The organism is Streptomyces sp. NPDC025638, assembly GCF_055558775.1.
The window spans coordinates 209,272-222,463 of sequence record NZ_JBVHLX010000009.1 but is presented as its reverse complement, the minus strand read 5'-3'; the positions used below and the strand labels follow the sequence as shown (position 1 = coordinate 222,463).

Annotated in this window: 12 protein-coding genes; 3 read left to right on the top strand and 9 right to left on the bottom strand. The window is 69.7% G+C overall.

The genetic code is table 11. The annotated features are described in order from the left end of the window. The first annotated feature begins 26 nt into the window (after positions 1-26). From ACZ4EG_RS24175 to ACZ4EG_RS24165, 3 genes are all read left to right on the top strand, one after another. A complete protein-coding gene (locus tag ACZ4EG_RS24175) occupies positions 27-770 on the top strand; it encodes an HAD family hydrolase (RefSeq protein ID WP_453548910.1) in 744 nt (247 codons plus the stop codon). Continuing rightward, positions 767-3,166 (top strand): glycoside hydrolase family 65 protein, encoded by a 2,400-nt coding sequence (locus ACZ4EG_RS24170; RefSeq protein WP_467792046.1) that lies wholly within the window; start codon positions 767-769, stop codon positions 3,164-3,166. Before ACZ4EG_RS24175 ends, ACZ4EG_RS24170 begins: the two co-directional genes overlap by 4 nt. A gap of 76 nt (positions 3,167-3,242) precedes the next feature. After that, on the top strand, positions 3,243-3,854 hold the full coding sequence (locus tag ACZ4EG_RS24165) for a type 1 glutamine amidotransferase family protein (protein ID WP_467792144.1): 612 nt from the start codon (positions 3,243-3,245) through the stop codon (positions 3,852-3,854). Positions 3,855-3,862: 8 nt separating this feature from the next. On the opposite strand, the gene ACZ4EG_RS24160 is transcribed toward ACZ4EG_RS24165, so the two are convergent. The 9 genes from ACZ4EG_RS24160 to ACZ4EG_RS24120 all read right to left on the bottom strand — a co-directional run bounded on the left by ACZ4EG_RS24160 (position 3,863) and on the right by ACZ4EG_RS24120 (position 13,190). After that, positions 3,863-4,660, bottom strand: a complete 798-nt coding sequence (locus ACZ4EG_RS24160; RefSeq protein ID WP_467792045.1) for a hypothetical protein — start codon at positions 4,658-4,660, stop codon at positions 3,863-3,865. A gap of 71 nt (positions 4,661-4,731) precedes the next feature. After that, complete coding sequence (locus tag ACZ4EG_RS24155; protein ID WP_467792044.1) at positions 4,732-5,223, bottom strand: hypothetical protein; 492 nt, start codon at positions 5,221-5,223, stop codon at positions 4,732-4,734. Continuing rightward, a complete protein-coding gene (locus ACZ4EG_RS24150) occupies positions 5,220-6,497 on the bottom strand; it encodes an MCE family protein (protein ID WP_467792043.1) in 1,278 nt (425 codons plus the stop codon). The genes ACZ4EG_RS24155 and ACZ4EG_RS24150 overlap by 4 nt, the downstream gene beginning before the upstream one ends. Next, positions 6,494-7,813, bottom strand: coding sequence for an MCE family protein (locus ACZ4EG_RS24145; protein ID WP_467792042.1), 1,320 nt, complete (start codon positions 7,811-7,813; stop codon positions 6,494-6,496). The genes ACZ4EG_RS24150 and ACZ4EG_RS24145 overlap by 4 nt, the downstream gene beginning before the upstream one ends. Continuing rightward, the gene (locus tag ACZ4EG_RS24140) at positions 7,810-8,934 is read right to left on the bottom strand and encodes an MCE family protein (RefSeq protein ID WP_467792041.1); all 1,125 of its coding nucleotides are present in this window, start codon (positions 8,932-8,934) and stop codon (positions 7,810-7,812) included. Before ACZ4EG_RS24140 ends, ACZ4EG_RS24145 begins: the two co-directional genes overlap by 4 nt. Continuing rightward, positions 8,931-9,911, bottom strand: coding sequence for an MCE family protein (locus ACZ4EG_RS24135; protein WP_467792143.1), 981 nt, complete (start codon positions 9,909-9,911; stop codon positions 8,931-8,933). Before ACZ4EG_RS24135 ends, ACZ4EG_RS24140 begins: the two co-directional genes overlap by 4 nt. A 179-nt stretch (positions 9,912-10,090) precedes the next feature. Beyond that, positions 10,091-11,128 carry an MCE family protein gene (locus tag ACZ4EG_RS24130; RefSeq protein WP_453548925.1) on the bottom strand — a complete coding sequence of 346 codons (1,038 nt, stop codon included), beginning with the start codon at positions 11,126-11,128 and terminating at the stop codon, positions 10,091-10,093. Continuing rightward, positions 11,125-12,369: an MCE family protein gene (locus tag ACZ4EG_RS24125; protein ID WP_467792040.1), complete on the bottom strand. Its 1,245-nt coding sequence runs from the start codon at positions 12,367-12,369 to the stop codon at positions 11,125-11,127. The genes ACZ4EG_RS24130 and ACZ4EG_RS24125 overlap by 4 nt, the downstream gene beginning before the upstream one ends. Before the next feature lie 5 nt (positions 12,370-12,374). Further along, the gene (locus ACZ4EG_RS24120; RefSeq protein WP_453548930.1) at positions 12,375-13,190 is read right to left on the bottom strand and encodes an MlaE family ABC transporter permease; all 816 of its coding nucleotides are present in this window, start codon (positions 13,188-13,190) and stop codon (positions 12,375-12,377) included. Between the last annotated feature and the right edge of the window lie 2 nt (positions 13,191-13,192).

Below are 13,192 nucleotides of genomic sequence, written 5' to 3'. Positions count from 1 at the left end.
CGCCGGGCACTTCTAGCCTCGACGCCATGCTGGGTCTTCCTGATCACGTACGTGCCTGTCTGTTCGACCTCGACGGGGTGCTCACCCAGACCGCGAAGGTGCATGCGGCCGCCTGGAAGGAGATGTTCGACGGCTATCTCCGCGAGCGGGCGGCACATGAGGGGACCGCGTTCGTGCCGTTCGACGCGGTCGGCGACTACGACGAGTACGTGGACGGGCGCCCTCGCGAGGACGGGGTGCGCACCTTCCTCGCCGCACGCGGAGTGCACCTGCCCGAGGGATCGCCGGACGACCCGCCGGAGGCGGAGACCGTGAACGGGCTGGGCACCCGCAAGAACAACCTGGTGCTGCGCCGGATTCGCGAGGACGGGGTGGAGCCCTACGAAGGCTCGGTCAGGTTCGTGCACGAGGTGCGGAAGGCCGGCCTGCGAAGCGCGGTGGTGTCGTCCAGCGCCAACTGCCGGGACGTCCTGATGGCGGCCGGCATCGAGGAGCTGTTCGACGAGCGGATCGACGGGATCGTGGCGCGTGAGCGCGAACTGCACGGGAAACCGGCTCCGGACACCTACTTGGAGGCGGCCCGTGTCCTGGGGGTGGAGCCGGACGCGGCCGCCGTGTTCGAGGACGCCCTGGCCGGTGTGGAGGCGGGGCGGGCCGGACGGTTCGGCATGGTCGTGGGGGTCGACCGGATGGGCCAGGCGGAGCAGCTGAGGGCCCACGGTGCGGACGTCGTGGTAAGTGACCTGGCCGAACTCCTGGAGTCGCGGTGATCACCCATCCCAGCTACACGGTCGAGCCCTGGTGCCTGCGCGAGACCGAGCTGAACCTGGATGTACTCGCCCAGAGCGAATCGGTCTTCGCCCTGTCCAACGGGCACGTCGGGTGGCGCGGGAACCTCGACGAGGGGGAACCCCATGGGCTGCCCGGCGCCTACCTCAACGGTGTGTACGAGCGGCATCCACTGCCGTACGCGGAAGCGGGCTACGGCTATCCCGAGTCCGGCGAGACGATGATCAACGTCACCGACGGCAAGGTCGTCCGGCTGCTGGTCGACGACCATCCGTGCGACCTGCGCTACGGGCAACTTCTGGCGCACGAGAGGGTCCTGGACTTCCGCTCCGGTGTACTCAGCCGGACCGCGCGGTGGACCACGCCCGGCGGCCGGACCGTCCGCATCACCTCGCGGCGCCTGGTGTCCTTCACCCAACGGGCGGTGGCCGCGGTGATGTACGAGGTCGAGCCGGTCGACGGACCGGCCACGGTGGCCGTGCAGTCCGAACTCGTAGCCAACGAAACCCTGCCGCACACCGAGGGTGACCCACGGGTTGCCGCGGCGACCGAGTCCCCGCTGACCGCGGAGGAAAACTTCGCCCAGGACACCCGGCTGCGGCTCGTGCACCGCACCGAGCACAGCGCACTGCGCGTGGGAGCGGCGGCCGACCATCTCATCGAGGGGCCGGACGGCACCCGCTGGACGGCTCAGTGTGAGCCGGACGTCAGCCGCCTGACGGTGACCGCGGACCTGGCGCCCGGACAGCGGCTGCGGCTGGTCAAGTTCGTCGCCTACGGATGGTCCGGGCAGCGCTCGCTGCCCGCGGTGCATGACCAGGTCGACGGGGCGGTGGCGGCCGCCGTCAGTGCCGGCTGGGACGGGCTGGTCGCCCAACAGCGGGCCTACCTCGACGAGTTCTGGGCCGGCGCGGACGTCGAGGTGGAGGGCGATGCGCAGATCCAGCAGGCCGTACGGTTCGCCCTGTTCCACGTACTCCAGGCGGCCGCCCGCGGGGAGGAACGGGCCATCCCCGCGAAGGGACTGACCGGAACCGGGTACGACGGCCACTCCTTCTGGGACACCGAGTCCTACGTGCTGCCCGTGCTCACGTACACCGCGCCACAGACCGTCGCCCCGGTGTTGAGATGGCGGCACGGAACCCTGCCGGCTGCCCAGGAACGGGCGCGCCAACTGGGGCTGGCGGGGGCGACCTTCCCCTGGCGGACCATCAACGGCGCCGAGTGTTCCGCCTACTGGCCGGCCGGGACGGCCGCCTTCCACGTGAACGCCGACATCGCCATGGCCGCGGTCCGGTACGTCATGGTGAGCGGCGACGAGGAGTTCGAGCGCGGCGACGGACTGGAACTCCTGGTGGAGACCGCCCGGTTGTGGCGCTCCCTCGGCCATCACGACGCGGAAGGCGTCTTCCACATCGACGGGGTCACCGGACCCGACGAATACAGCGCCATCGCCCAAGACAACCTCTACACCAACCTGATGGCCCGCCAGAACCTGCTGGCCGCGGCGGAAACGGCCACGCGCCACCCGGACCGGGCCGAGGAACTCGACGTCGACGACGAGGAGACGGCGGCCTGGCGGGACGCCGCGAGCCGCATGGCGCTGCCGTACGACGAAGGCCTCGGCGTGCACGAGCAGTCGGCCGGCTTCACCCGCTTCCAGCACTGGGACTTCGACGAGACCCCGCCCGAGAACTACCCGCTGCTGCTCCACTATCCCTACTTCGACCTGTACCGCAAGCAGGTGGTCAAGCAGGCCGACGTGGTACTGGCGATGATGGTGTGCCCCAACGCCTTCACCGACCAGGAGAAGGCCCGCAACTTCGCCTACTACGAGGCCCTCACCGTCCGCGACTCCTCCCTGTCGGCGTGCTGCCAGGCGGCGCTGGCCGCCGAGACCGGGCATCTGCGGCTGGCGTACGCGTACCTCAGCGAGGCGGCGCTGATGGACCTGGAGGACCTGGAGCACAACACCCGCGACGGGCTGCACATCGCCTCGCTCGCCGGCACATGGATCGCGCTGGTCATCGGCTTCGGGGGCATGCGCCGGCACGCCGGCGAGGAGGGGCATCCGGACCGGCTGGGGTTCGTGCCGCGCCTGCCCGAAGCACTGTCCCGGCTGGCGTTCACGGTGACGGTACGCGGGCGCCGGCTGAAGGTGGACATCGGCCCGGCCAAGGCACGCTACGTCCTGGAGGAAGGCGACCCGCTGGAGGTACTGCACCACGGTGAGCCGATGACCCTGACCACCGGTACACCACTGGACCGCCCGGTGCCTCCCGTACCCGCCCGCCCCGAGCCGCAGCAGCCCCGGGGCCGGCGTCCGGCCGGGCTGCCCGGCGGGGAGGAATCCGGGGGCGCGCCCCAGGAGCAATGAGGAGGAAGTGCCCTGGGACCTGCGCACAGCGCATCTGAGAGACTGCACCTCCCGTGCCGTACTGGGAGGAGATGCCGTGCAGGTAGCCGTGGTCACCTTGGATGGATTCAACGAGCTCGACAGCTTCATCGCCTCCGCGCTGATCAACCGATGCCGGAAGGACGGCCTGGAGGCCTTCATCACGACACCGACCCCGGTAGTCAGCTCCATGAACGGCGTCGAGGCAACCGGGCAGCGCCCGATGGAGTTCGTGACCGAAGCCGATGTCGTGCTGATCGGAAGCGGGGTGAAGACGCGAGACGTGGTCGCCGACGACCGGCTGATCTCCAGGCTGCCGCTCGACCCTGCCCGACAGCTGATCGGCGCGCAGTGCTCCGGCGCGCTGGTGCTCGCCCGGCTCGGGTTGCTGGACGGCATGCCCGCCTGCACGGACAGGAAGAGCCGGCCCTTTGTCGAAGCCTGCGACGTCACCGTTCTGGACGCGCCGTTCCACGCCGAGGGGAACATCGCTACGGCGGGCGGCTGCCTGGCGTCTCAGTACCTCGCCACGTGGGTGATCACCCGAACGCTCGGGGAGGACGCCGCCCGCGACGTTCTCGACTATGTGGCTCCGGTGGGTGAGAACCGGGAGACCGTCGAGCGCGCCCTGCGTGCCGTCCATGCGGGCGAGGTTGCACTGGGGCGGTGACGCGCGTGTCAGAGTGCGTCGACCGCGCTCACCTTCCAGCCGTCGGACGTGTGGGTCAGCGTCATCCGTACCCGGTTCAGGTCCAGGCGGGAGCCCGAGACCTGGGTGCTGGTGGTCAGCTGGTTGACGAAGAGGAGGACCACCGCTCGGTCCGCCGATGCCGAGATCACTGAGGCTGCGGGAGGTCCGGCGGTCGGCGTCGCCACCGTTGCCTTCACCACCCCGTGGTACTTCCTGGCCGTCGGGCCGACCACCGTCGTCGTGGTCTTGCGGTACTCGTCGCGGAAGTGCCCGGTGAGCCGGGTGCTTGCCGCGGCGAAGTCGCGGGACAGATGCCGGTAGTCGTACGACAGCACGACGGGCGCCGCCTGTTGCGCGGCCGCGAGTGCCTGCCCTCGTGCCTGCTCGGCCTCCACCCCCTGCTGGTACCGCCAGCCGAGCACGGCCGCCGCGATCAGGCCCGCCACGAGCAGGACGCACAGGACCGCGGTGAGCAGCAGCCGCCGAGCGCGCCGCGTCGGCGTTACGGGACCGGGCTCGCCTTCCTCCTGCGGGGCATCCTCCGCCTCGAAGGACTCCGGCGAGGGCTCGGGCGGGTCGTCCCAGCCGTGCTTCGGGGGATCGATGAGCACGGTGCGTCCGGCGTCGCGCGTCTCGGGCCGGCCCGGAACGGTCTCATCGGTGGCCGTCGGCCCCGGTTCGCTGTTTCCGCGCTCCGCGCGCTTGGCTGCCGCGCGGGCGGCAGCGGTCATGGTGCGCCGGGTGCCGGAACCGGAGCCGCGGCCTCGGGTGGTCGTCTTCGCCACGGTCTTACTCCTCATGTCTTGCAGGGCGGAGAGGGCAGGGAGGGGAGGTGGGTGGAGGATGGAGGGTGGAGTCAGCCGACGAACTCGACGTCGGACGTCAGCCAGCGGCCATCCCGGTACACCAGGTCGAGCTGCAGCCGGTACGTGCGCGCCTCGCCCTTCGGCGCGGCCGTGTTGGTCACCTTGCTGTCGGCGACCACCAGGACACGCGCCGAGTGTTCGTCGGACCGGACTATGCCCGCCTCCAGGACCTGGCCCTCGGACACGGATTCGTTCGCGGCGACGAGCTTGGTCAGCTCCTCGGTCTGTGCGGCGAACTGCTTCTTGAAGTCGCCGGTGGCGCCGTCGAGGACGTTCGCGCTGTCCCGGTCGTAGTGTCGGTAGTCGAGCGAGGTGAAGTTCAGGGCCGACTGGCGAGCCGCTGCCAGGATGTCCTGACGCCGCTGCTCCGTCTTGTGCTGGTCGTAGAGCGCGAGGCTCAGCCAGATCGTCAGCGCGGTTGTGAGGACGGTCGCCACGACGAGCCCCACCGACCTGGCCCTGCCCGACAGGGCCCTGCTCATGCCATCGGTCCGACGAGCAACCATTGCCATGACTCCTTTCCGAAGACCGCCTGTTGGCCGCCCGAAGAGCCGATCTCGACGGGCCTTCCGTCCGGGCCGGTGGCGGTGCCGGTGTCCGGGTCGTACGGCGTGACGTACGCCGTCCGGTTCGCGCCGCCGGGAGCTGTCGTGGGGCCGGGGGCGTTCTGGGCGCCCCGGACCGACGACTTGCTCCCGTGCGGGGCCGTGCAGTGCGCGTCGGTGTTCGCCTCGCGCGTGCTGGTGTCCGCGGGGTCACGGCGCGCCGTGCCGTAGCCCTGGGCGCACGGCGGCGGGTCGTCGGCGTTGACCACCAGGCCGAAGTGGGTGGTGCCGTCGCCCGGGACGACGGTGTAACTGCCCGAGACCAGCGCCGGGAAGGTGACGAGCGCCTGCTCCACACCCGGCAGGTGCGCCAGCGTGACCTGGCCGCCGCTGATCAGGTTGGCCAGCAGGACCGACAGTCGTGGCCCGGTGGACTTCAACAGGGAGTTCACCTGTTGCGCGGCCGGCGTCGCGTTGCCGATCAGCTTGCGCAGGTCCCCGTCGCTCGACTTCAGCTGTGCGGTGAGCGTCGCCAGGTCGTGCGCGAACGACTTGATGGAGGAGCCCTGGTCGGCCTGCGTCTTCAGGACCTTCCGCGAGTCCTCGATGAGCGCGATCGTCTGGGGCAGTGAGTCGGACGCCGACGCGACGAGCGCGTTGCCCGAGTCCACCAGTCGGCTCAGGTTCGGTCCGGTGCCGGCGAAGGCCCGGCCCAACTCGTCGACGGTGACCCGCAGATCGTCCTTGCCGACCGAGTTCACAAGCCGGTCCAGACTGAGGACCAGGTCCGTCGTGGGCAGCGGTACGCGGGTGCTGCCGCGCGGAATGGCGCTCCCGTCGAGCAGGTACGGTCCGTTGGACGTGCGGGGCTGTAGATCGACGTACTGCTCGCCCACCGCCGAACGGTTCGCCACCACGGCGAGGGTGTCCGCCGGGATGCGCGGCGCGCCGTCCTCGATGTCGAGGGAGACCGAGACGCCGCCGGAGCCCGTCAGCCGCAGCGTGCCGACCCGGCCCACCGGCACCCCCCGGTAGGTGACCTCGGCGCCCGGGAAGATTCCCCCGGAGTCGGCGAAGTCCGCCCGCACCGTGTAACCGCGGTCCAGGACGTCGTCGAGCAGGCCGGTGTACTCGGCGCCGACGTAGGACACCCCGACGGCCGTGACGGTGGCGAAGGCGAGCAGTTGGGCCTTGACCGTCCGTGTGATCACGGCTGAACCCCCTTCAGCATCAGCTCCGCGAGCGCGAGATCTATCCCCTCGGGACTCTCGGGACTCTCGGGACCCTCGGATCCCTCGGGCAGCGTTCCTCGGGCGGTGTAGGCGCTGGTGCACACCGGCGGGCAGAGCGGCCCGCCCCCGCCTGACGGGGCCGGCGGGGCCGACGGCACCGAAGCGGACGGCAGGCCGGGCGTGCTCGGCAGCGCGGTGGGCGTCGGGACGCCCGGCACGTCCGGGAGCTCCGGCAGGTCGGGAGTCCCGGGCTGCTGGGAACCGCCGTTTCCCCCGCCGGACTTGCCGGACCCGCCCGTCAGGTTTCCGTAGAGATCCGACAGATCGAGGTCGGCGGTGATGTCCAGGTTGACGTAGTCGCCCTTGACGGCGTCCGCCGCGTTGCGCGGGAAGGGATAAGTGGTCAGCAGCTCCAGGGAGTTGGGGAGGTCGTCGCCCGCCTTGTTCAGCTGCTGCAGGATCGGCCGCAGCTTTTCGAGGTTCGCGACCGTGTCGTCGTGCGAGGCCTGGACCACCTTGGTGCCCGTCGTGCCCAGCTTCGACAGTGCCGTGAGCATCCTCGTCAGATCGCGCCGCTGGTCGGCGAGGACCTTCAGGGCGGGCGGCATCGTGTCCACGGCCTGGGCGATCGTCTTCTTCTCCTTCCCGAGCCGTTGGGCGAGGCGGTCGACGGCCTTGAGGGCGCGGACGATGTCCTTGCGCTGGTCGTCCAGACCGCCGATGAACGTGTTCAGCTCCTTGAGCAGCGACCTCACCCGGTTCTCGCGGCCGTCCAGGGCCTTGTTCAGCTCCACGGTGATGGTCTTGAGCTGGGCCACTCCGCCGCCGTTGAGGAGCGCGGACAGTGCGGACAGCACCTCCTCGATCTCCGGGTTGCGGCCGCTGCGGGAGAGCGGGATGCGGTCGCCGTCGCCGAGCCGGCCCACGGGGGCCGTACCGGACGGGGCGGAGAGCGCTACGTACTTCTCGCCGAGCATGCTGGTCTGCCGCAACTCGGCGACCGCGTTGGCGGGCAGTCTCACCGAGTCGGCGACCCTCAGCCGTACGCGTGCGTGCCAGCCGTCCAGCTCGACCTTCTCCACGGCGCCCACGGTGACGTTGTTGACCTTCACCGCCGACTGCGGCACCAGGTCGAGGACGTCACGGAACTCGACGGTGACGTGGTAGGCGTGGCCGTCGGCGGCGGCTCCGCCGGGCAGCTGGACGTCGTACCAGCCCTTGAACTCGCAGCCGGACAGCAGCAGCGAGCCGACGGCCGCCCAGGCGAGCGCCCCGCCCTTGCGCAGTGCGTTCATGTGCTCGCCCCCAGGATTCCGCCGAGCGTCCGGTCGACCGTGCCTGTCACCGCTGATCCCCGAGGCACCTTCGGCAGGGAGTCGAAGAGTTCCTTCAGCTCCTTGCAGTCGGGGTTCTTGCCGCCTTCGTCGCCGGTCGTCCTCAGTACGGAGCACAGCAGTGAGGCCGGATCCTGGGGCTGGTCGGGGTTGTTGCGGGTGTCGAGGGTGCCCGCGGACGGGTTGTAGGCGTTGTTCAGGTTCGACAGTCCCGTGGGGGCGACCTTCAACAGCTCGTCCAGTGCGGCCCGTTGGGTGACGAGCACCTTGGTCACCTTGCTCAGGCCCGTCACGTTCGAGGTCAGTGACTTCTTGTTCTTCTTCACGAAGTCCGACACGTCACCGAGCGCTGTCCCCAGATTCAGCAGCGCGGCGGCGAGATCCTTGCGTTCGCCCGCGAGCTGCCCGGCAACCTTGGCGAGGCTGGTGTTGAACGACCGCACGCTCTGGTCGTCGGCGGCCAGGGCCGCCGTGAAGACCTGCAGGTTCCGTACCGTGCCGAAGAGGTCGGTGCGGCCGTCGGACAGGGTGGTGACGGCCTGCGAGAGGTCCTCGACCGTCTGATGGAGGTTGTCGCCCTGGCCGTCGAGGTTGTCCGCGCTCACCCCGAGCAGCCGCGACAGTGAGCCGTCCTTGTTGGCGCCCTTGGGACCGAGCGCTTCGGCCGTCGTGTGCAGACTGTCGAAGATCCGGTCCAGCTCGACCGGTACGGCCGTCCGCGTCTCGGGGATGACGTCACCGTTCCGCATGGTCGGACCATGGCGGTAGACCGGCAGCAGCTGCACGTAACGGTCGCTGACCACGGAGGAGTTGATGATCGCGGCCTTGGCGTCGGCCGGGACCTTGCGGCCTGCGTCGTACTCCAGCTCCACTCGCACCCGGTCGCCCTCCGGCGTGATCTTCTCGACCTCGCCGATCCGGACGCCGAGGACGCGGACGTCCGAGCCGGGATAGATGCCGACGGTGCGCGGGAAGTACGCGGTGACGTGCACGGGCTCGGAGCGCGGCCACAGCACGTAGGTGAGCGCGGCGACGAGGGCGAGTGCGGTGACCAGGGCCACGCGCCGCTTCAGGTTGTTCACTGCGAGCCTCCCGTGCGCGGCACCACCGGAGCGGCGACCAGGTTCTGGACGTAGGAGTCGAACCAGCGGCCGTTGCCCAGGGTGTTGGTGAAGAGCCGGACGTACGGGGCGAGCAGCTTGACGCTCCGGTCGAGGCTCGACTGATTGCGTTCGAGCATCTCGACCACGCGGTTGAGGCCCTTGAGCGCCGGCCCGATCTCGTTCTTGTTGTCCTCGACCAGGCCGGTCAGCTCGATGCCGAGCGCGGCGGAGCTCTTCAGCAGCTTGTGGATCGCCTTGCGCCGCTTGCTGATCTCCTTGAACAGTTGGTCGCCGTCCTTGACCAGTGCGGTGAAGTCCTCGGTGTGCTCGGCCAGTACGCCCGTGACACCGTTTGCGTGGTCGAGGAGTTCACCGAGTGCCTTGTCCCGTGAGGCCACCGTCCGGGAGATCTTGGACAGGCCCTTGATGGACGCCCGTACCTCGGCGGGGGAGTCCTGGAACGTGGTGGAGATGGTGTCGAGGGCTTTCGCCAGCCGGTCGGTGTCTACCTGCTCCGTGGTGGTGGTGAGATCGCTGAACGCCTGCACGACGTCGTACGCCGGGACCGTCCTCCTGAGCGGTATCTCGCTGCCCGGCTTCAGCTGACCTGGTCCCTTGGGGTGCAGCGCGAGGTATTTGGCGCCGAGGATCGTCTTGACCCGGATGGAGGCGCCGGTCTCGGTGCCGAACCCGGGTTCGCCCTTGATCTTGAAGGTGATCTTGACGTGGTCTCCCTCCAGATCGACGCCCTCGACCTTGCCGACCTTGACCCCGGCGATGCGCACCTCGTCACCGGGCCTGAGCCCGCCCGCCTCCGAGAAGGCGGCGCTGTATGTGTCGCCGTCACCGATCAGCGGCAGGCTGTCGACGTTGAAGGCGGCCACGGTCAGCAGCGTGAGCGTGGTGAGGCCGACGGCCCCGATCACCACGGGGTTGCGGTCCCGGAACGGGACCAGGCGCGGGCGGCGTATCCGTATGCGCGGAAGCCGTGGCGGCTCGATGCGTACCTTGATCAGTGGTTCCGGGCGGCGGGGGCGAGGCGCGCGGCGCGGAAGGAGCCGTACTTTCGGGAGCTTGGGCGGGTCGATGCGGACCTTGACCAGCGGCTCCGGGCGGCGCTTGCGCAGCTGCTTCGTCATGCGCCGCACCTCGCCCTCGCCACATGCAGCTCGGGAGTGAGCACCTGCTTCGTCTTCGGCAGCACGATCCGGCCGTCGAAGTCGCACAGGTAGAAGTTGAACCACGAGCCGTAGGACGCCGTCCCCGTGAGCTCGTTGAGCTTGTTCGGCAGCCGCTTCAGCACGCCCTCCACGGTCTTGTCGTTCCTGTTCAGGGTTCCGGTGAGATCGGTCAGCTCGGCGATGTCGTCCTTCAGCGGCGGACGTGCGTCCTTGAGCAGTCCCGAGGTGGCGTCCGTCAGGTCGCCGATGCTCACCAGCGACCGACCGATGGGCTTGCGGTCGGCGGACAGCCCCGAGATCAGCCGGCGCAGCTGCTTGAGCAGCCCGGAGAAGCGGGCGCCCCGCTTGTCCAGCGTCCCCAGCACGGTGTTGAGGTTGTCGATCACCGAGCCGATCAGCTTGTCGCGGCCGGCCAGCGTCGTGGTGAGCGAGGCCGTGTGCACCAGCAGGCTGTTGACGGTGCCGCCCTCGCCCTGCAGCGTCCGGATGATCTCGGTGGCGAGCTGGTTGACGTCCTGCGGGCTGAGCGCCGCGAACAGTGGCTTGAAGCCGTTCAGGAGCGCGTTGAGGTCCAGCGCGGGCTGCGTGCGCGAGAGCGGGATGGTGGCTCCGGACTTCAGCCGGGTACCGTCTCCCACCCCCTCGGTCAGGGCGACGTAACGCTGTCCGACCAGGTTCCGGTAGCGGATGACCGCGCCGGTGCTGTTCAGCAGCGGACGGTCCGCGGTGACGGTGAAGGTGACCTCGGCCAGTGTCCGGTCCTTGATCCGGATCCCCTCGACCTCGCCGACCCGCACCCCGGCCACCCGGATGTCGTCCCCCTTCTCCAGGCCGGTCACGTCGGCGAACACCGCGCGATAGGTGTGCTCGGGCGTGAGGGAGATGTTGACGATGGTGGCGGCGAGCAGCGCCGTCGCCAGGATCGTCACCAGCGCGAAGAGGCTGAACTTGATCAGCGGGGCGGCGGTCTGCCGGGCACTCGATGTCCTCATGCGACGCTCACCGCCGTCCCGCGAGCGATCGGCCCGAACAGCAGCGTCGCGACCGGCGGCACCTCGTCGGCGGGCACGCCCATGACGGGCGCCACGAGCGAGCCGACGGCGCGCTGCTCGGCCCGGGTGGCGGACACACCGAGCGGACTCGTCGAACTCCCCTTGCTCGAACCGTCGTTGAGGTGCACTCCGGGTGCGGGCACCGGGGGGTGGGGCAGGTCGCGGCAGTTCGGTCCCGAGCGGTCGTCGTAGCGCGGCTCCTCACCGGGCTGGTACGCCCCCTGCTGTCGTACGACTTCGAGCGTGATGTGCATCTTGCCGCCCCGGAACGCCTGCTCGGAGGCCTGTTCCTCGCGGACCAGGCCGGCCAGGAGGCAGGGGTACTCGGGCGAGTAGCGGGCGAAGAGTTCGAGCGTGGGGCGGGAGACCCGGCCGAGGGTGATCAGCCGGTCGCCGTTCGCGTCCAGGAAGTCCTCCGTGGTGCCGGCGGCGGTCGCCGTCGTGGTGAGTGCGGAGGCGAGCCGGCCGTGCTGCTCGACCAGGGTGCGGCTGGTCGTGACGGTGTTGCGCAGGATCTCCATCAGGTCGGGAGCCGCGTCGCCGTACACCTCGGCGACATCGGCCAGGCGCGCGAAGTCCTCGGTGAGGGACGGCAGATGAGGATTGAGCCGGTGCAGATAGTCCTCCACGCGCATGAGGTTGTCGCCGATCCGGTCGCCGCGTCCTTCCAGGGCTGTGGCGAACGCGGAGAGCGTGGCGTTGAGCTTGCCGGGCTGCACGGTCCGCAGCAGCGGCAGCAGGTCGTTCATCAGCTGCTGGAGCTCTATGCCGACGCGGGTGCGGTCCTGGGTGATGACGTCCCCGGCGTGGATGGGGCGAGCCGACGGGCGCCCAGAGTGCACGGGCGCGACCAGGTCCACGTACTTCTCGCCGAACAGCGTCTTGGGCAGCAGGCGTGCGTGCACGTCGGACGGGATGTGCGCGACGTACTCCGGCTTGAGCGCGATGTCGAGCGTCGCCTTCGTCCCATCGGTGTGCACCGCGCGGACCTCGCCGACCAGCAGCCCGCGCAGCTTGACGTCGGCGCGCGGATCGAGCTGGTTGCCGAGGCTGTCGGCCTCCAGCCTGATCCGTACGACCGGGGTGAACGCCTGCTGGTAGACGGCGACGGACAGGGACAGCAGCAGGGCGAGCACGGCGATGAACACGACGCCGTACAGCCGTAGTCTCAGCACCCTCATCCGGCTCACCCCGCAATCCGTACGGTCGTGTTGGCGCCCCAGATCGCCAACGAGAGGAAGAAGTCAAGGACGTTGATCGCGACGATCGACGTCCGCACGGCGCGGCCCACGGCGACGCCGACGCCCGCCGGGCCGCCGCTCGCGTAGTAGCCGTAGAAGCAGTGCACCAGGATGATCAGGACGGCGAAGACGAGCACCTTCCCGAAGGACCACAGCACGTCGACCGGCGGCAGATACTGCTGGAAGTAGTGGTCGTAGGTGCCCGCCGACTGCCCGTAGTAGCCGGTGGTGATGGTGCGGGCGGCGAGATACGAGGACAGCAGGCCGATGACGTACAGCGGGATGACCGCGACGAAGCCGGCGATCATCCTGGTGGTCACCAGGAACGGCAGCGAGGGGACGCCCATGACTTCGAGGGCGTCGGTCTCCTCGCTGATGCGCATCGCGCCGAGCTGAGCGGTGAATCCGGCGCCGACGGTCGCGGAGAGCGCGAGCCCGGCCACCAGCGGGGCGATCTCACGGGTGTTGAAGTACGCCGAGAGGAACGCCACGAAGTTGGAGGTGCCGAGCTGATTGAGCGCGGCATATCCCTGCAGGCCCACCTCCGTGCCGGTGAAGAACGACAGGAAGGCGATGACGCCGACCGTGCCGCCCACGACGGCGAGGGCGCCGCGGCCGAAGCTCACCTCGGCGAGCAGCCGCAGGATCTCCTTCTTGTAGCGGCGCACTGTGCGGCCGGTCCAGGCCAGTGAGCGGCCGTAGAAGGAGAGTTGGGTGCCGAGCTCTTCGAGAGAGCGCAGTGGTCGTTCGAGAAGTCCCATCG

Coding starts and splice junctions, on each gene's coding strand:
- ACZ4EG_RS24175 (WP_453548910.1), top strand. CDS start 27: ATGCTGGGTCTTCCTGATCACGTACGTGCCTGTCTGTTCGACCTCGAC.
- ACZ4EG_RS24155 (WP_467792044.1), bottom strand. CDS start 5,223: ATGAGCAGGGCCCTGTCGGGCAGGGCCAGGTCGGTGGGGCTCGTCGTG.
- ACZ4EG_RS24145 (WP_467792042.1), bottom strand. CDS start 7,813: ATGAACGCACTGCGCAAGGGCGGGGCGCTCGCCTGGGCGGCCGTCGGC.
- ACZ4EG_RS24130 (WP_453548925.1), bottom strand. CDS start 11,128: ATGAGGACATCGAGTGCCCGGCAGACCGCCGCCCCGCTGATCAAGTTC.
- ACZ4EG_RS24125 (WP_467792040.1), bottom strand. CDS start 12,369: ATGAGGGTGCTGAGACTACGGCTGTACGGCGTCGTGTTCATCGCCGTG.
- ACZ4EG_RS24120 (WP_453548930.1), bottom strand. CDS start 13,190: ATGGGACTTCTCGAACGACCACTGCGCTCTCTCGAAGAGCTCGGCACC.